The sequence below is a fragment of the Lentzea kristufekii genome, from assembly GCF_033949925.1.
GTDB classification, from domain to species: Bacteria; Actinomycetota; Actinomycetes; order Mycobacteriales; family Pseudonocardiaceae; genus Lentzea; species Lentzea kristufekii.
Map to the genome: position 1 here is coordinate 48,563 of NZ_JAXAVV010000015.1, position 18,154 is coordinate 66,716.

13 protein-coding genes are annotated in these 18,154 nt (G+C 69.6%); 8 read left to right on the plus strand and 5 right to left on the minus strand.

All coding sequences use genetic code 11. The annotated features are described in order from the left end of the window. Window positions 1-14 precede the first annotated feature (14 nt). Window positions 15-1,994 (minus strand): hypothetical protein, encoded by a 1,980-nt coding sequence (locus tag SK571_RS28370; protein WP_319987133.1) that lies wholly within the window; start codon window positions 1,992-1,994, stop codon window positions 15-17. Between the two features lie 22 nt (window positions 1,995-2,016). After that, entirely contained in the window at window positions 2,017-2,937 is a 921-nt protein-coding gene (locus tag SK571_RS28375) for a heme o synthase (protein WP_319987134.1), read from the minus strand. Window positions 2,938-3,189: 252 nt separating this feature from the next. Here SK571_RS28375 and tkt point away from each other — a divergent pair, with 252 nt between their 5' ends. From tkt to pgl, 6 genes are read left to right on the plus strand one after another with little or no spacing between them, the layout of a single operon-like run. Further along, entirely contained in the window at window positions 3,190-5,271 is a 2,082-nt protein-coding gene (gene tkt / locus SK571_RS28380; RefSeq protein WP_319987135.1) for a transketolase, read from the plus strand. Between the two features lie 5 nt (window positions 5,272-5,276). Beyond that, window positions 5,277-6,404: a transaldolase gene (tal, locus tag SK571_RS28385; protein WP_319987136.1), complete on the plus strand. Its 1,128-nt coding sequence runs from the start codon at window positions 5,277-5,279 to the stop codon at window positions 6,402-6,404. A gap of 25 nt (window positions 6,405-6,429) precedes the next feature. Beyond that, a complete protein-coding gene (locus tag SK571_RS28390) occupies window positions 6,430-8,016 on the plus strand; it encodes a glucose-6-phosphate isomerase (RefSeq protein ID WP_319987137.1) in 1,587 nt (528 codons plus the stop codon). Between the two features lie 50 nt (window positions 8,017-8,066). Then, on the plus strand, window positions 8,067-9,554 hold the full coding sequence (gene zwf, locus SK571_RS28395) for a glucose-6-phosphate dehydrogenase (RefSeq protein ID WP_319987288.1): 1,488 nt from the start codon (window positions 8,067-8,069) through the stop codon (window positions 9,552-9,554). Beyond that, entirely contained in the window at window positions 9,551-10,567 is a 1,017-nt protein-coding gene (opcA, locus tag SK571_RS28400; protein WP_319987138.1) for a glucose-6-phosphate dehydrogenase assembly protein OpcA, read from the plus strand. Before zwf ends, opcA begins: the two co-directional genes overlap by 4 nt. Further along, window positions 10,564-11,343, plus strand: coding sequence for a 6-phosphogluconolactonase (gene pgl / locus SK571_RS28405; protein ID WP_319987139.1), 780 nt, complete (start codon window positions 10,564-10,566; stop codon window positions 11,341-11,343). The genes opcA and pgl overlap by 4 nt, the downstream gene beginning before the upstream one ends. A 30-nt stretch (window positions 11,344-11,373) precedes the next feature. On the opposite strand, the gene SK571_RS28410 is transcribed toward pgl, so the two are convergent. Both SK571_RS28410 and SK571_RS28415 read right to left on the minus strand, forming a co-directional pair. Continuing rightward, a complete protein-coding gene (locus SK571_RS28410; RefSeq protein ID WP_319987140.1) occupies window positions 11,374-12,243 on the minus strand; it encodes a M48 family metalloprotease in 870 nt (289 codons plus the stop codon). Window positions 12,244-12,579: 336 nt separating this feature from the next. Beyond that, window positions 12,580-13,947 carry a serine/threonine-protein kinase gene (locus SK571_RS28415; RefSeq protein ID WP_319987141.1) on the minus strand — a complete coding sequence of 456 codons (1,368 nt, stop codon included), beginning with the start codon at window positions 13,945-13,947 and terminating at the stop codon, window positions 12,580-12,582. A gap of 117 nt (window positions 13,948-14,064) precedes the next feature. On the opposite strand from SK571_RS28415, the gene SK571_RS28420 reads away from it, so the two are divergent. Continuing rightward, a complete protein-coding gene (locus SK571_RS28420; RefSeq protein ID WP_319987142.1) occupies window positions 14,065-16,956 on the plus strand; it encodes a substrate-binding domain-containing protein in 2,892 nt (963 codons plus the stop codon). Here SK571_RS28420 and SK571_RS28425 read toward each other — a convergent pair. Further along, on the minus strand, window positions 16,944-17,333 hold the full coding sequence (locus tag SK571_RS28425) for a response regulator (RefSeq protein ID WP_319987143.1): 390 nt from the start codon (window positions 17,331-17,333) through the stop codon (window positions 16,944-16,946). The genes SK571_RS28420 and SK571_RS28425 overlap by 13 nt on opposite strands. A 194-nt stretch (window positions 17,334-17,527) precedes the next feature. Here SK571_RS28425 and SK571_RS28430 point away from each other — a divergent pair, with 194 nt between their 5' ends. Beyond that, entirely contained in the window at window positions 17,528-18,154 is a 627-nt protein-coding gene (locus tag SK571_RS28430) for a DUF4360 domain-containing protein (RefSeq protein ID WP_319987144.1), read from the plus strand.

Sequence of the window (18,154 nt, forward strand, 5' to 3'; positions counted from 1 at the left end):
CCGCCGCCCGCGGTTCAGCGAGCCCGGAGATCGGCACTTCCGTGCAGCGCGTACGCGAGCCCCAGGACGTTGCCACGGCTGAGCATCTCCCACCGGACCTGCCGCAACGCCTCGCCGGCGCCGATCCCGGCGGCCAGACGGGAGAGCAGCATGCCCGTCACCCAGCCGGCCATGTCCTGCGGTACGGCGACCTCGGGACTGATGACGCCCGACGCGCCGTGCTCGACGAACGAGCGCACCAGGCCGTTCATCGGTGTCGTGCCCACCACCAACGGCTTGCGCACGGGCCAGTGCGGCTGCGGCCACACGCCCTCGCTGTCCCACCGTGCGATCTCCTCGGCGTCGAGGAAACCCTCGCGGAAGTGCAGGTGCACGACGTCCATGACTTCGTCCGCCAGCGCCCGCCCCAGCTCGGCCGGGCTGACGTACGCCGACGTCACCGACTCCGGCGGAACCTGCGACATCAGCTCCGTCACGTGCCGCTCGGTCAGCGACCGGTCCATCCCTGCGTCGACCGCCATCACCACCTCGAACGGCCACGAGCGCGGCAGGATCCGCGTCACGAGCGGCCCGACGGGGTGCTCCAGCACGCTCGACAGACCCCAGAACCCGAAGGGGCACAACACGTTCCCGCTGTGGTCGGGCACCGGGCAGTGCGCGGGCACGTCTCCCCCGGCCCCGAACGGCCCGAACTGCCCGACCGAGGGGCACAACCGGTGCGGCCCGTCGGCGAACGGCAGGTCGTAGATCATCGGCCACCGCACCGGACCGGACGCCGCGGACGCCACCATCACCCCGGCCGGACGGCCCGTCACCCGTGCCGCGTGCCGGACGGCGTCGGCCGGTCCGATCTCACCGAACAGCCGCGTGTACGCCGCCGCGCCCTGCCGGGCCAGGAAGGCGAGATCCGCGCAGTAGGCCGGGAAGTCCTTGCCGTACCAGGGATCCAGCCCCGACGACTCGGGCAGCGACAGCGCGGGGCCGGCCAGGCTGATCCACGACGGTACGCCTCCCGCCGCGACCAGCGCCCGGTCGCCGAGCTCCAGGACCGACACCGCGCGCGGGGCCGGCAGATCCGCGAACGTGCGGGAGAGCTTGAGACGCGGCACCGAACGCGGTTCACCCGCGCCGACGGGCAGCACGACCTGCTGGACGTGCACCGGCACCACACCGTGGTAGACGACCAGCTCACCGGTCCAGGGCACGGCGGCGTACGGCGTCGTGACCTCGAAGCTCACCCACGAACTGGGCCCCTCGGCCGGCAGCACGAACGACTCGGACTGCCCCGGCCGGCCGGACATGCCGAGCACGGCGCGCAGCTCCAGGTCGGCCGGCAGGACGACGGGGTGAGCCCCGACGCGCGCCCACACCTCGTAGTCCGCGCCCGGCCGCAACGCCCCGGCGATGCCCTCGGTGGCTCCCGGCAGCGCGACCATGACCGTCACCGCGCGGTCCGCGACCACGGGCGGCGCGGGCAGGGACGTGTAGGTCATCCGCCCCCGCCGTTCCAGCTCGCGGAACTGCCAGAGGACGTCCTCGACCCGTGCCTCGCCGCAACCGAGCGGCGCGGCGAGGACGACGTGCGGCGCGCTCCACCCCATGACCACCGACGCGGTGTCCACACCGGACACCCAGGTGTGCACGGCGGTGAAGAGCACGACCGGCCGGCCGAGCGCGCGCAGCGACGCGACCACCGGAGCCGAGTCCCACGAGCGCGTGTCGTGCAGCGCCACCACGTCGCCGGGCACGTCCGAGAGCGACGGCAGCGACGAGGCCGACGAGAAGTGCCGGAGGTCGAGCACGGCGAACCTCAGCACCCGCACCTGGGTCGCGACCGCGGTGGACGCGGCCGATCCGACGGCCAGCCCCCGGCTGACCTGCGCCCATCCGGCCGGATCGGTGATCACGACGAGCGAGGTGGCGGGCGTCAGCACCGCGACGAAGTCCAGTGGTGAACCTTCACCACCGGTGACGGTGAACTCAACGGGCGCCACAGCCGTACGACTGGAGGTGCAGCTAGAACGGCCAGCCCAGCACCGGCAACCCGACCACGGCGTCCACGGCGAGACCGCAGAACACCAGCATCAGGTAGAGGTTCGACATGTGGAAGAACTTCATGGTGTTCGTGGACCCGCCGCGGCGGACGACGTTGTGCAGCTTGTGCGCGAAGACGGCGAACCACACGCCGGACAGCGCCGCGACCGCCACGTAGATCCAGGAGGTGACGGGCGCGAGGGCGAGCGTGCAGACGACGGTGATCCAGCTGTAGATCACGATCTGCCGCGTCACCTGCTGAGCTGTCGCCACCACGGGCAGCATGGGCACGCCTGCTCGGGCGTAGTCCTCCTTGAACTTCATCGCGAGGGCCCAGGTGTGCGGCGGGGTCCAGAAGAAGATGACGCCGAACATGACCAGGGCCGGCCACTCGACGGTGCCCGTCACCGCCGACCAGCCGATGATCACCGGCATGCAGCCCGCCATGCCGCCCCAGATGATGTTCTGGGAGGTGCGGCGCTTGAGCACCAGCGTGTAGACGAAGATGTAGAAGAGGATGGTCGCCACCGCGAACGCGGCCGACATCAGGTTGACGAAGATCCAGAGGAACGCGAACGAGACGATTCCGAGGACCACGCCGAAGATCAGGGCGTTGCGCGGTGGAATGGCGTTGTGCGCGAGCGGGCGGGCCGCCGTCCGCTTCATGACCGAGTCGATGTCGGCGTCGACGAAGCAGTTGAGGGCATTTGCCGACCCCGCGGCGAGGGTGCCGCCGGTGAGGGTGCAGGCGATGAGCCACAGGGGCGGCAGGCCGTGCTGGGCCAGGAGCATCGCGGGGATCGTGGTGATCAGCAGGAGCTCGATGACCCGCGGTTTGGTGAGCGCCACGTAAGCGCCAACAACCTGGCGAGGCGACCTGGGGGCCTCGAGGACGGCACTCATCGCGGGAACGCTCCTCGTGTTGAGACAGGTGTGAAATCCAGCGACTGATGGTAACCGCGTAAAGAATTCACAGCCCGTTCGGGTGCTGGTGTGCCCCGGCACACACGTGCCTGGGACCTTTCAGAGCAACATCTGAATCTCTCAGGACTAGGCTGGCCGGAGGACGTGGGAGAGACGCGGGTGAGGCTCTTCGGGATCGATTCCGAACGAGCCGGGCACCCGCCCTAGCGACAAGTTTGGAGCTGTAAGTCCGTGACCGTCACCGACATCGCCCGGCTCACCAAGGCCGATCTGCCTGACGACTGGACCGACCTCGACAAGCGCGCCGTGGACACCGCGCGCGTGCTCGCGGCGGACGCCGTGCAGAACGTCGGCAACGGCCATCCCGGCACGGCGATGAGTCTCGCACCGCTCGCGTACACGTTGTTCCAGCGCATCATGCGGCACGACCCCGCGGACGCGGACTGGATCGGCCGCGACCGGTTCGTGCTCTCCGCCGGGCACTCCAGCCTGACGCTGTACGTCCAGCTGTTCCTGTCCGGCTACGGCCTGGAGCTCGATGACCTCAAGACCCTGCGCAAGTGGGGCTCGAAGACGCCGGGTCACCCGGAGCACGGCCACACCAGGGGCGTCGAGATCACCACCGGCCCGCTGGGCTCGGGCCTCGCCGCCGCCGTGGGCATGGCCATGGCCGCCCGCCGCGAGCGCGGCCTGTTCGACCCGTCGGCCGCGCCGGGCCAGAGCCCGTTCGACCACCACGTCTACGTGATCGCCTCCGACGGGGACATCGAGGAGGGCGTCACCTCCGAGGCCTCGTCCCTCGCGGGTACGCAGCAGCTGGGCAACCTGGTCGTCTTCTACGACGACAACAAGATCTCCATCGAGGACGACACGACGATCGCGCTGTCCGAGGACACCGCGAAGCGCTACGAGGCCTACGGCTGGCACGTCCAGGTCGTGGAGTCCGGCGAGAACGTCAAGGGCATCCTCGAGGCGGTCGAGAAGGCCAAGGCCGTCACCGACAAGCCGTCGTTCATCCTGCTGCGCACGATCATCGGCTACCCGGCGCCGAACAAGCAGAACACCGGTGCCGCGCACGGTGCCGCGCTGGGCGTCGACGAGGTCAAGGCCACGAAGGAGATCCTCGGCTTCGACCCCGAGCAGACCTTCGAGGTCGCCGACGAGGTCCTGGCGCACTCCCGCGAGGTCGTGAAGCGCGGCGAGCACGCCAAGGCCGAGTGGCAGAAGTCGTTCGACGCGTGGGCGTCGGCCAACCCCGAGGCCAAGCAGCTGCTGGACCGCCTGGTCGCGCGCGAGCTGCCCGAGGGCTGGGCCGCCGACCTGCCGGTCTACCCGGTGGACGCCAAGGGCGTGCCGACCCGCAAGGCCTCCGGTGAGGTCATCAACGCGCTGGCCAAGCACCTGCCCGAGCTCTGGGGCGGTTCGGCCGACCTGGCCGAGTCGAACCTGACGACCATCAAGGGCGCCAAGTCGTTCGGCCCGGAGTCGATCTCCACGGGCATGTGGAGCGCCGACCCGTACGGCCGCGTGCTGCACTTCGGTGTTCGCGAGAACGCCATGGGCATGATCCTCAACGGCATCGCGCTGCACGGCCCGACCCGCCCGTTCGGTGGCACGTTCCTCGTGTTCTCCGACTACATGCGTCCCGCGGTGCGCCTCGCGGCGATCATGCAGGCCGCCGTCACGTACGTGTGGACGCACGACTCCATCGGCCTGGGCGAGGACGGCCCGACGCACCAGCCGATCGAGCACCTCGCCGCCCTGCGCGCGATCCCGGACTTCGCCGTGGTCCGTCCCGGCGACGCCAACGAGACCGCGTTCGCCTGGAAGGCCGTCATCGAGCAGCTCGGCCCGGTGGGCCTCGCGCTCAGCCGCCAGAACGTCCCGACGCTCGAGGGCACCTCCGCCGAGGGCGTGAAGCGCGGCGGTTACGTGCTCTTCGGTGACGAGAACCCGGAGATCGTGATCATCGGCACAGGCTCTGAGCTGCAGGTCGCCGCCGAGGCCGGGAAGGTCCTGCAGGGCGAGGGCGTTGCAGTGCGTGTGGTCTCCATGCCGTCCATCGACTGGTTCGAGAAGCAGGACGCCGAGTACCGCGAGTCGGTCATCCCCTCGTCGGTCAAGGCGCGCGTCGCGGTCGAAGCCGGCATCGCGCAGCCGTGGTACCGCTACGTCGGCGACAACGGCGAGATCGTCTCGATCGAGCACTTCGGTGCCTCGGCCGACTACCAGGTCCTGTTCAAGGAGTTCGGCTTCACGACGGAGAACGTCGTCGCCGCCGCCCGCCGTTCCCTTGACCGAGTGAGGGGTTAGTTTCCGTGAGCAAGCCGAATCTCGCCAAAGAAAATTTGGTTCGACTGTCCGGTGCCGGCGTGTCGATCTGGCTCGACGACCTGTCCCGTGAACGGCTCACCAGCGGCAACCTGGACGAGCTGATCCGCGACTGGAACGTCGTCGGCGTGACGACGAACCCGACGATCTTCGCGGGCGCCCTGTCGAAGGGCGAGTCCTACGACGAGCAGATGCGTGAGCTGTCGTCGCGCGGCGCCGACACCGAGGCGACCATCCGCGAGGTCACCACGACCGACGTGCGCAACGCGTGCGACAAGTTCCGCGACATCTACAACTCGACCGGTGGTGTGGACGGCCGCGTCTCCATCGAGGTCGACCCGCGCCTGGCGTTCGACACGGACAAGACCGTGGCCGAGGCGCAGGACCTGTGGAAGACCGTGGACCGGCCGAACCTGCTGGTGAAGATCCCGGCCACCGAGGCGGGCATCCCGGCCATCACCAAGGTGATCGCCGAGGGCATCTCCGTCAACGTGACGCTGATCTTCTCCGTCGAGCGGTACGAGAAGGTCATGGAGGCCTACGTCGCGGGCCTCGAGCAGGCCAAGGCGAACGGCCACGACCTGCGTTCGATCCACTCGGTGGCGTCGTTCTTCGTGTCCCGTGTGGACACCGAGATCGACAAGCGCCTGGGCGCGATCGGCACGGACGAGGCGAACGCGCTGAAGGGCAAGGCCGCTCTCGCCAACGCGTGGATCGCCTACGGAGCGTTCGAGAAGACGTTCCAGGGCGAGCGCTGGGAGGCCCTCAAGGCGGACGGCGCGCACGCGCAGCGTCCACTGTGGGCGTCGACCGGCGTGAAGGACCCGAGCTACTCCCCCACCCTCTACGTCGACCAGCTCGTCGTCGCCGACGTCGTCAACACGATGCCGGAGAAGACGCTGCACGCCGTCGCCGACGCGGGCAAGATCGACGGTGACACGGTCACCGGACGCGCCGCGGAGGGCCAGGAGGTGTTCGACAAGCTCGCCGCCGTGGGAATCGACCTGCAGGACGTGTTCGTGGTCCTGGAGACCGAGGGCGTCGAGAAGTTCGAGAAGTCCTGGGAAGAGTTGCTCGAGACGGTGACGAACCAACTGGCTCAACTGAAGGGCTGACTACCAAGTGACCTCCGTCGAAATCGTGAGGTCACCGAACGCCGACCAGGTCAGCACTATCGCTGCTGACCTGGTCGCGGATTCGGTGCCGAGCAAGCTGACCGCGCAGGACCCGACCCTGTGGGGGCCGGAAGCCGAGTCCGAGGCGAGCATCCGCCTCTCCTGGACGACGTTGCACGAGTCGTCCCGTGCACTGCTCCCCGAACTCGTGGCACTGCGCGCCGCACTGCACGCCGAGGGTGTCGACCGCGTCGTCCTCGCCGGGATGGGCGGCTCGTCGCTGGCCCCCGAGGTGATCACGCGGACCGCGGGCGTCCCGCTGGTCGTGCTGGACACCACCGATCCCGCCCAGGTCGCCGATGCTCTCGCCGGTGATCTCGAGCGCACGGTGATCGTGGTGTCGTCCAAGTCCGGTGGAACGGTCGAGACCGACAGCCACCGCCGGATCTTCGAGAAGGCTTTCACCGACGCCGGCATCGACGCCGCGTCGCGCATCGTGGTCGTCACCGACCCCGGCTCGCCCCTGCAGAAGGCGTCCGAGGAAGCGGGCTACCGCAAGGTGTTCCTGGCCGACCCGAACGTCGGTGGCCGCTACTCGGCGCTGACGGCGTTCGGCCTGGTGCCGTCCTACCTGGCAGGCGCCGACGTCGAGGAGCTGCTGGACGACGCCGCCGAGGTCGCGAAGGTCGTGTCGCAGGACTCCGTCGACAACCCGGCCGTGATCCTGGCCGGCGTCTTCGGCGCCGCACACGCCCACGGTGCCGAGAAGATCATCTTCGCCGACACCGGGTCCGGCATCGCCGGGTTCGGCGACTGGGCCGAGCAGCTCATCGCCGAGTCGACCGGCAAGAACGGCACCGGCCTGCTGCCGGTCGTCGTCGAGGGCCCCGGCGCTCCCGGTTTCGTGGACGCGCGCACGGACGCCACCACCGTCGCGATCGGACCGGCCACCGGGTCGGCGAACATCGCGGTCGAGGGCAAGCTGGGCGCGCAGTTCCTGCTGTGGGAGTACGCGACCGCGCTCGTCGGCCAGGTGCTCGGCATCAACCCGTTCGACCAGCCCGACGTCGAGGCCGCGAAGAAGGCCTCCCGCGCACTGCTCGACGCGCCGGCCGTCGCCGCCACCGTCCCGTCCTTCGTGGACGGTCCGGTCCAGGGTCACGGCACCGACTGGGCGCCGCGGAAGGTCCACACCGTCGCGGAAGCGCTGGCGGCGATCGTTGAAGTGGCGCCCGACCACGGCTACATCTCGGTTCAGGCGTACTTGGACAGGATCGACGACGCGTCGTTCGAGCTGCTCCGTGCGGAGATCGCGAAGAGGACGCACCTGCAGACCACGTTCGGCTGGGGTCCGCGCTTCCTGCACTCGACCGGCCAGTACCACAAGGGCGGTCATCAGAACGGCGTGTTCATCCAGATCACCGGCGAGTCCGGTGACGACCTGGAGGTGCCCGGCCGTCCCTACACGCTGGCGCAGCTGCAGCTCGCGCAGGCGCTCGGCGACGGTCAGGTCCTGGCCGAACACGGTCGCCCGGTGCTGCGTCTTCACCTCGAAGACCGCATCGCCGGCTTGGCCCAGCTCGTCGAGGCAGTCCAGGAGGACGGCTCGTGACCACATCCGCCAAGTGGCACAACCCGCTGCGGGACCCGCGCGACAAGCGCATGCCCCGCATCGCGGGCCCGAGCGCGCTGGTCATCTTCGGTGTCACCGGTGACCTGTCGCGCAAGAAGCTGATGCCCGCGATCTACGACCTCGCGAACCGGGGTCTGCTGCCGCCGGGCTTCGGTCTCGTCGGCTTCGCCCGCCGCGACTGGGCCGACCAGGACTTCATGAAGGTCGTGCACGACGCGGTGAAGGAGCACGCGCGGACGCCGTTCAACGAGGCGGTCTGGGCACAGCTCGCCGAAGGCATCCGGTTCGTGCAGGGCACGTTCGACGACGACGCGTCGTTCGACAACCTCGCGTCGTGCCTCGCGGCTCTGGACGCCGAGCGCGGCACGGGCGGCAACCACGCGTTCTACCTGTCGATCCCGCCGGGCGCGTTCCCGACGGTGGTCAACCAGCTCAAGCGCGCGGGTCTCGCCCAGACGGCACCGGACCAGTGGCGCCGCGTCGTCATCGAGAAGCCGTTCGGCCACGACCTGAAGTCCGCCAAGGAACTGAACCGCACGGTCAACGAGGTCTTCCCCGAGGAGTCGGTGTTCCGCATCGACCACTACCTCGGCAAGGAGACCGTGCAGAACATCCTGGCGCTGCGGTTCGCGAACCAGCTGTACGAACCCATCTGGAACTCGAACTACGTCGACCACGTGCAGATCACCATGGCCGAGGACATCGGTCTCGGTGGCCGCGCGGGCTACTACGACGGCATCGGCGCGACGCGCGACGTCATCCAGAACCACCTGCTGCAGCTGCTCGCGCTGATCGCGATGGAGGAGCCGGTCTCCTTCAAGCCGTCCGACCTGCGGGCGGAGAAGGTGAAGATCCTCTCGGCGACGCGTCCCGCGGAGCCGTTCGAGGAGACCACCGCGCGCGGTCAGTACACCGGTGGCTGGCAGGGCGGGCAGAAGGTCCCCGGGCTCTTGGAGGAGGGCGGTTTCTCGCCCGAGTCGAAGACCGAGACGTTCGGCGCCATCACCTGCGAGGTCAACACCCGCCGCTGGGCCGGGGTGCCGTTCTACCTGCGCACCGGCAAGCGCCTGGGCCGTCGCGTCACCGAGGTGGCCGTCGTGTTCAAGCGGGCGCCGCACCTTCCGTTCGACGACACGGCGACCGAGGAACTGGGCCAGAACGCCCTGGTCGTCCGGGTTCAGCCGGACGAGGGCGTGACGATCCGCTTCGGGTCGAAGGTGCCGGGCAACACGATGGAGGTCCGCGACGTCACGATGGACTTCGGTTACGGCCACTCGTTCACCGAGTCGTCGCCGGAGGCCTACGAGCGGCTGCTGCTGGACGTCCTGCTCGGCGAGCCGTCGCTGTTCCCGAAGAACGACGAGGTCGAGCTCTCCTGGGAGATCCTCGACCCGATCCTCGACTTCTGGGCGCGCAAGGACGAACCCGCTCTCGAGAAGTACAAGGCCGGAACCTGGGGCCCGCCGTCGGCGGAGACGATGACCGCCAGGACCGGAAGGCAGTGGAGGCGTCCGTGATCATCGACCTGCCCTCGACCACCACCTCCCAGATCAACTCGCGGCTGGTCCGGCTGCGGGACGAAGGCGGTGCGACGACCCTCGGGCGCGTGCTGACCCTCGTGATCGTGACCGAGGACGGCCAGCGCACCGACGCCGCGATCGACGCGGCGAACGACGCTTCGCGTGAGCACCCGTGTCGCGTGATCGTCGTGGCGCGCGGCGCTCGTCAGGCGGCACCTCGCCTGGACGCGCAGATCCGCGTCGGCGGCGACGCCGGAGCGTCCGAGGTCGTGGTTCTCCGTCTGTACGGAGAACTGGCCAAGGAAGGCGCCTCGTGCGTCATGCCGCTGCTGCTGCCGGACACCCCGGTCGTGGCGTGGTGGCCGTTCGACGCCCCGGTCTCGCCGTCGAAGGACCCGATCGGCCAGCTCGCGCAGCGCCGCATCACCGACGCCGCGGCCGAGAAGAACCCGATCAAGGCCCTGGAGTCCCGGCGGGCGCACTACGCGCCGGGCGACACGGACCTGGCGTGGACGCGGCTGACGTTGTGGCGCGCCATGCTCGCCTCGTCGCTGGACCTGCCGCCGTACGAGAAGGTCGTGGACGCCGAGGTGACCGGCGAGGCCGACTCACCGTCCACCGATCTGCTCGCCGCGTGGCTGACGGACCGGCTGAAGGTTCCGGCCAAGCGGTACAAGGCGACGTCGGGTGAAGGCATCGTGGAGGTGCGGCTCGGCCGTCCCTCCGGCGCCGTCGACCTGCTGCGCCCGGACGGCAAGGTCGGCACGCTGACCCAGCCGGGCCAGCCTTCCCGCCGGGTGGCGCTGCAGCGTCGTTCGGTGCGCGACTGCCTCGCCGAGGAGCTGCGCCGGCTCGACCCGGACGAGGTCTACGCGGCGGCGCTCAGGTCGCTCGCGAAGGTCGTGAAGGGCCGCACACCGTCGCCGAAGGACGAGGCTCCCGCCGCCGCCCCGGCGGAGGCCACCAACGGTGCGGCTCCCAAGAAGTCGAAGGCGAAGGCCGGTTCGTGAGCAACCCGCAAGTCGTGGTGCACCGCGACGGCGACCTCCTGGCCGCCGCCGCGGCGGCCCGCCTGGTCACCCGCATGGTCGACGCCCAGGCCGCGCGCGGCTACGCGTCCGTCGTGCTGACCGGCGGCCGCACCGGCACCGCCGTCCTGGAACACCTGAACCGCAACGCCGCGCGTGACGCGGTGGACTGGTCCCGCGTCGACCTGTACTGGGGCGACGAGCGGTTCCTGCCCTCCGGGCACGCGGACCGCAACGAGACCCAGGCACGTGCCGCGCTGCTGGACCACGTTCCGGTGGACCCGTCGCGGGTGCACGTGATGGAGGCGTCGGACGGCAAGTTCGGCGACGACCCCGAGGCGGCCGCCGAGGCCTACGCCGCTCTGCTGGCGTCGGTGGCCCGGCCGGAGGACCACGGTGACGTGCCCGCGTTCGACGTCTGCATGCTGGGCGTCGGCGAGGAGGGGCACGTGGCGTCGGTGTTCCCGGACTCTCCCGCTGTGCACGAGAAGGAGCGTTCGGTCGTCGCGGTGCGCAACTGCCCGAAGCCGCCGCCCACGCGCGTGTCGCTGACGCTGGCGTCGGTGCGGTCCGCGCAGGAGGTCTGGCTGATGACCACCGGTGAGGCCAAGGCCGCCGCGGTGGCCATGGCGCTGAGCGGTGCCGGCGAGGTGCGCCTGCCCGCCGCCGGTGCCACCGGTCGCCGCCGGACGTTGTGGCTGCTGGACTCGGCGGCCGCCTCAGCGGTGCCGGCCCTGTTCAAGCCACCACTGGCCTGATGTTCCGGCCCCCAGGCTTCGGCCTGGGGGCTATTTTTTGTTGTGCAGCCTGCTGATGCGGTGCGCGCACGACGGGTGCGAGGCCAGCATCCGCGACCGCAGGCCGGCCCTGGCCCGTTGCTCGTCGTGCCCCTCCTTCACCCACCGCTGCAACACCTCCAGCAGCAACGGCCCGTACCCGAGCTCGGCCGCGACCCGGTCCGCGTGCAGCTCCGCCCGCCGGCTCGACAGCGCCAGCAACGGCGCGACCACCGGCACCAGCACCAGCCACGGACTCACCACGAGCGCCGCCGCCGCGAGAACCACGACGAGCGCGATGCTGATGGCCCTGGCCCCCGAAGTGCCGATCGCACTCCCCACCGCGTGGATGACCACACCGGCCATGACGACCAGCCACACGGTCCACCGCGCCGGCAGCTCGTACCACCACCGCAGCAACGAGATCTTCGTGTGCCCGGCCAGGTGGTGCCCGACCTCGTGCGCCAGCACCGCTTCGAGCTGAGGCCCTGGCAACCGCAGCGCCGCCGTCGAGACCCCGACGACGTGCCCGCCGACCGCCATCGCGTTGATCTCCCTGGAGTTCTGGATCCGCAGCCAGAACCTCCGCGGATCCACCCCGGCCGCACCGCACACCTCGTCCAGCAACGGCTTCAGCAGGTCGCTCTCGGTCGGCGTCGGCCTGCGCAGCCGATGGGCCACGACCGCCAGCACCTTGTCGGTGGCCGGCACGAACACGATCACCCCGGACACCAGCCACACCACCGGCAACAGCCACAGCGTCCCCGGTGTCAGCGCCTTGCCGACGAGGCCGACGATCAGCAGGCTGCTCAGCACCGTGGGGACCCCGAGCAGCAGCTCGGCCACGGCGGACAGGTCGAAGCGTCGTCGAGCCCGGTGCACCGGCATCACCTCGCCGCCCCAGGTTTGCAGCGGGATCCCGTTTGTGTCCAGCCGAGTCGCCCGTCCTGCCCAGTGTGGTTCGCCGGACGACTCACGGCGAGAGGGCCGAGTCGTACATCTGTGAGGTGGCAACGGAAGACGCACCGGCACCCTGGCAGGTCAACCGCGAGACCTTGAGGTTCTGATCTCGGCGCGGAGGGCGGGGCCCTGCCCTGCGTCTGCCTGCATTCACTGCTGAAGACCGCGGCGCACCGCTGCACGCGCGGGAGCTCTACGCGACCAACGGGTACGCGGTGCGCAAGGAGCAGACCGACCCGATCAAGTGGTGGTAGCCGCTCACTCCCCGCTCCCGTCCACGAGTTCCTCCATCACCCGCACCGGCAACGACGGGTTCGCCGCCGCGGCCCCGGCCGTGAACTCACTCCCCAGCAACTCCAGGATCATCGGCACCGGCAGGTGCGGATGAGCGGCCGCGAAGTGCCGGGCCTGGGCGTACTCCAAGCACAGCAACAAGGTCTCCCCCGAAGCGTGCGGGTGCCGGGCGACGGCCCGCCAGGTCTTCGCCACGGAAGCAGCCCGCAAAGCCATGTGGTGCAACAACTCCGCGGGGCACAACGGATTGCGCGCGATCCGCGGGTACAGGCGGGGCCCGTGCCGCGAAGCCAGTTCCCACAGCTGCGGCACCGTCACCAGGGGATGGACGGCCACGGCGGCGGCGACGCCCGGATCGTCGGCCCGCACCAGGCCGGCGAAGAGGTCCGGCGGCAGGTCGGCACGCGCCGCCACCATCATGCGCACCTGCATGACGGGCGACGCGGCCAAGGCCCGGAGTTCCTCGGGGGAAGCGGAAGCGATGCGGGGCACCGGATCGGGGCCGATGCGCGCGGCCGGGGCCAGTTCCTCCAGGAGGTCCAGCGGGATCGCCGGGTTGCGCAGGAGCACGCGGCGCAGGGCACGGGTTCCGGTGAGCTGGCGCAGGACCGGGACGGGGACGGCGGGGTTCTCGGCGAGTTGCGACAGGATGCCGGGTTCGAGTTCCGAGGCGAGCTGTTCGTAGACGCCGGGTGGCAGGTCGGGGCGTCCGGCCAGGAAGTAGCGGGACGCGTGGTGCGGCAACAGGTTCGCCGCCACGCCGGGCGGGGTCGCGGGGTTGGCCGCCAGTTCGCGGACCAGGCCGTCGGGCTGGAGCCGCACCAGCACCGACGCGGGTGTGTGCGGGCTGGAAGCCAGTGCGCGCAGCACGCCGGGGCTCGGGTGGCGGCTCAGCGACGTGGCCAGGGCGGGCGGCAGCGCGTGGAACAGCACCAGTTCGGCGACCACCTCCGGATCGGGGTCGCGGGCCAGGAGGGCGACCACGTCGGCGGGCAGGGAACAGGCCCGTTCGGGCAGACTCGCGCGGACGGAGGGGTCCGGGTGGAACGCGAGGGCGCGGGCCAGCGCGGGATCGGCGTCGGCCCGTCCGGTCAGCACCAGGGCCACCGATTCGTCCACGATCGGTACGTCCGCCGGATCGACCATCCCGTTCTCCAGCAGCCGGTACACGGCTGAGGAGTCGCCGTGCGCGAGCAGCGCGCGCACGTGTTCCGCGGTCAGATCTGCGCGATCGGCCAGTTCGGCGGCCAGGCCGGGGCGGGTGACCAGGCGGTCGAGCAGAGGCCGGGGCAGCGCGGGGTTCGACGCCAGGCCCTCCAGTACAGCGTTCACCAATCTCCCTGGTAACACGGCAGGCATTCCCCCCGACAACGCGTATCATCCCCAATCGCGTTGAGTAGCGGGGGTTTTGTGGCAAACGGCAGTGCGAAGCGACGTCCCACCATCGGGATGATCACCGCTGGCCCGCTCATCGAGCTCGCGGGCGAGCAGTGGCGTGGTGTCAGCGACGGGGCCCAGCGGCTCGGGTGCGACCTCGTGTGCTTCGTGGGCAGTGAACTGGATCATCCGGATCCGCTCAAGCGTCGTGCGAACACGGTTTACGACCTCATTTCGCCGAACCGCATCGATGCGCTCGTGGTGTGGACTACGCGCGTGGGACAGCTCATCGGCTCCGAGGGCATGCAGGAGTACGTGAAGCGGTACGCGCCCATGCCCATCGTGAGTGTCGAGACAAGCCTTGCCCAGTGGCCAACGATTCTGATGGACAACCGTGACGGCATGAAGCAGGCCGTCGACCACCTCATCGAGGTGCACGGCAAGCGCAGGATCGCGTTCGTCCGAGGGCCGCAAACGCATGTGGGCGCCCGAGAGCGGTTCCTGGGCTACGCGGATTCGTTGCGCAACCACGGAATCCCGTTCGATCCCGCACTGGTCACGATGCCGGGTTCGTTCATCTGGGAACCCAACCGCGCCGCCGAGGCCGTGCGCAAGCTGCTCGCGCGGATCGAGGAACCACCGGACGCCATCGCCGCCGCGAACGACGACTACGCGATCGGGGTCGTGTCCGCGCTGGAGGAGCTGGGTTTCCGCACACCGGAGGACGTCGCCGTCGTCGGGTACGGCAACCACACGAACGTCCGCACGCACGACCTCGGTCACAGCGCGGGAAGCCTGGCGTCGAGGGTGCGGCGCGAGCTGCACGCCGACGCGGCGACGCCCGCGTTCACCACCGTCAGGGCGCCGTTCCACGAGATGGGGTTCCGGGCGGCCGAACTCGCGGTGGCACTGGTGAAGGGCGAGCCCACGCGCCAGCGGCAGACCATGCCGACCGAGCTGATCGTGCGCCGGTCGTGCGGCTGCCTGCCGTCCGGGCTCGGCGACCACGCGCCCGCGCACGACCGGCTGAGCATCAACGAGTCCGCGACCGCGGCCACCGTGGCCGACCACCTGCGCGACTCGCTCGGGCAGTCCGCCGCGACGCTCCCGGACGGGTGGGCCGAGCAGTTGGTCGTCGAGCTCATGGCGGCAGGCCGCGGCGAGGTCGAGGGCGCGGAGTTCCTGAAACTGCTGGCGGAGTACATCCGCGGGAGTGCGCGCGCCGGGTGCGAACCGGCGCAGTGGTGGCCACCGCTGTTCGACCTGCATCGGTTCGTGACGGCCCGCATCAGCGACGCGACGATCATCAACGACCTGTGGCTGCGCGTGCAGTTGCTTCTGGGCGATGCGTTCGCCGCGGACGCACGGTTCAAGTACCTGTCGCACGAGCGTCACGACCAGACGGTGCGTGAAGCAGGGCAACGGCTCATCGCGTCACGGGACGTGGACGAGCTGACGACCGCGCTGGCCGAAGAACTCCCCCGTCTCGGCATCCCCGGCTGCCACATCATGGCGTACGACACTCCAGGCACGGCGCGCGCGCTCGTCCGCTATGAGCACGGTGAACTCAGGATCCCGCCGGACACCCCGTTCCCCACCATCAACCTGACGCCGTACCAGTTCCGGCGGAACACCCCGTTCAACGCCCTGATCGCCCCGCTCCACACCGACGAGGACCACCTCGGGTACGTGCTCTTCGAGGAGGGCCCGGAGCCCGGCTGGATCTACGAGGCCGTGCAGCAGCAGCTCAGCAGCGCGTTGCGCAGCATCAGGCTGATGCAGGAGCTGAAGGACGCACGCGCACGGCTCGAAGAACGCGTCGGCGAGACCGAGGCGCAGTTGCGGCACGCACAGAAGATGGAGGCCATCGGCCGGTTGACCGGTGGCATCGCGCACGACTTCAACAACATCCTCACGGTCGTGAACGGCAACAGCGAGATGCTGCTGCGGCGCACCCTTCAGGACGATCCGAGGCGCACGGCGATCGAGGACATCAGGCACGCCGGTGAACGGGCCGCGAACCTGACGAGGCAGCTGCTCGCGTTCACCCGCCAGCAGGTCCTGCACCCGGAGTCCCTGGACCTCAAGCACAACCTCACCCAGGTCCACTCGATGCTGCGCACCCTCGTCGGCGACCACATCGAACTGGAGATGCACCTGCCCGACGGCGTCGCCCAGGTGTGGGCGGACGCGGGCCAGGTGGAGCAGATCCTGTTCAACCTCGCGGTCAACTCCCGCGACGCCATGCCCGACGGCGGCACGCTGAAGATCTCGATCGCGAGCAGGACGCTCGGCAGCGGTGACACCGGCCGGATCGTCGGCGTGCGGCCCGGCGAGTACGTCGTCATGCGCGTCCAGGACACCGGTGCCGGCATGGCCCCGGACGTGCAGGCGCAGGTGTTCGAGCCGTACTTCACCACCAAGCCGGTCGGCAAGGGCACGGGTCTCGGCCTGTCCACGGTGTTCGGCATCGTGCAGCAGTCCGGCGGGCAGATCGAACTGAAGAGCGCACTGGGCGAGGGCACGACCGTGGAGGTCTATCTGCCCGTGCCGCACGAACGCGACGGCAGGCCCGAAGCGCCGTGTGCGCGCCGCCCCACGGCGCACCAGGGTGCCGGCACCGTGCTGCTCGTGGAGGACGACGCGCAGGTGCGGGTCATGACCCGGCGCTCGCTGGAGATCGCGGGTTACGCGGTGATCGAGGCGGGCGACGGCCAGGAGGCGCTGCAGCTCGCCACCGCGCACCGCAGCACCATCGACCTCGTGCTCACCGACGTCGTGATGCCGAAGATGGGCGGCCCCGAGCTCGTCCGGCTGCTGCGCTCGACCGGTGCCGCGCCCGCCGTGATCTACATGTCGGGCTACACGACCGACGAGGTCCTCGACGACGAGGTGCTGATCACCAAGCCGTACGTGGAGTCCGTGCTGCTCGAACGCGTCCGCGAGGTGCTTCAGGAAGCCTGAGCGCGGTCGGCGAGCACGGCGCGGATCGTCTCGTCGAGCGTCTCCAGCCGGAACGGCTTCTGCAGGTAGCCGGCGATCTCGTGCCCCACGAACCGCCGCTCCAGCGATGTGCGGTCGTAGCCGCTGGTCAGCACCACCGGCACGGTCAGGCCCTCGCGCTTCAGCTCCGCGAGCACCTCCTCGCCGGACAGGCCCGGCATGCTGTGGTCGAGCAGCATCACGTCGATCTCGGTGGACCGCCCGCGCAGGACCTCGATCGCCTCGATGCCGTCGATGGCCTGCAGAACGGTGAAGCCCAGCTCCTCGAGCAGGCTCACGGTGTACCTACGCACGGCGTCCTCGTCCTCGACGACGAGCACCAGCCCAGCCAGCGACATGCGGGCAAGTATGCCGGAAACTATTCGTGTGCTCAGCACCAGGTCGCCGTCTGTTTTCGGCAATTCTTCACGAACTGCTCCATCAGTGTGACCTGGGCCATTTGGATCACACCATTGGTTGAGGCTCTGCGCTAACCTTCGCGGCACCGCTGCCGCTCCACGCTGAGAAAGAGGCACCAGGAAAGGCCAACTTCATGCGTAAAGCGACGGCAGCAGCCGCTCTGGCCGTGCTGTTCACATTGTCGTCAGCACCCGCACACGCCTCGACGATTCCCTCGGAGCGCGTGACGATCGACGTCGTGACGGTGAACGGTTCCGGGTGCAAGCACGGCACCGCCGAAGTGATCGTCTCACCGGACAACACCTCGTTCTGGGTGATCTACAGCGACTACCTCGCCCAGGCGGGCAAGGGTGCCGGTGCGACCGACTTCCGGAAGAACTGCCAACTGACGCTGCAGGTCAACGTCCCGCAAGGCTTCTCGTACGGCATCGCGGAAGCGACCTACGGCGGCTACGGGCACATCAAGCCCGGCGCCATCGGGTACCAGTCGGTGAATTACTACTTCCAAGGTCAATCGGCCACCACCACGTGGAAGCACACGTTCAACGGGCCGTTCGACGACAACTGGTCGATCACTCATCGAACCGAGTTCTCCGAGATCGTCTGGGCACCCTGCGGCGAGAAGAAGAATCTCAACGTCAACAGCGCCCTGCGGGTCGACAAGGGTACCTCGGACACCAATGGGAACAGTTTGATGACGATGGACTACCAGCGCGGAGAAGTGCGCACCCTGCACCACTTCTCGTGGAAGCGCTGCTGA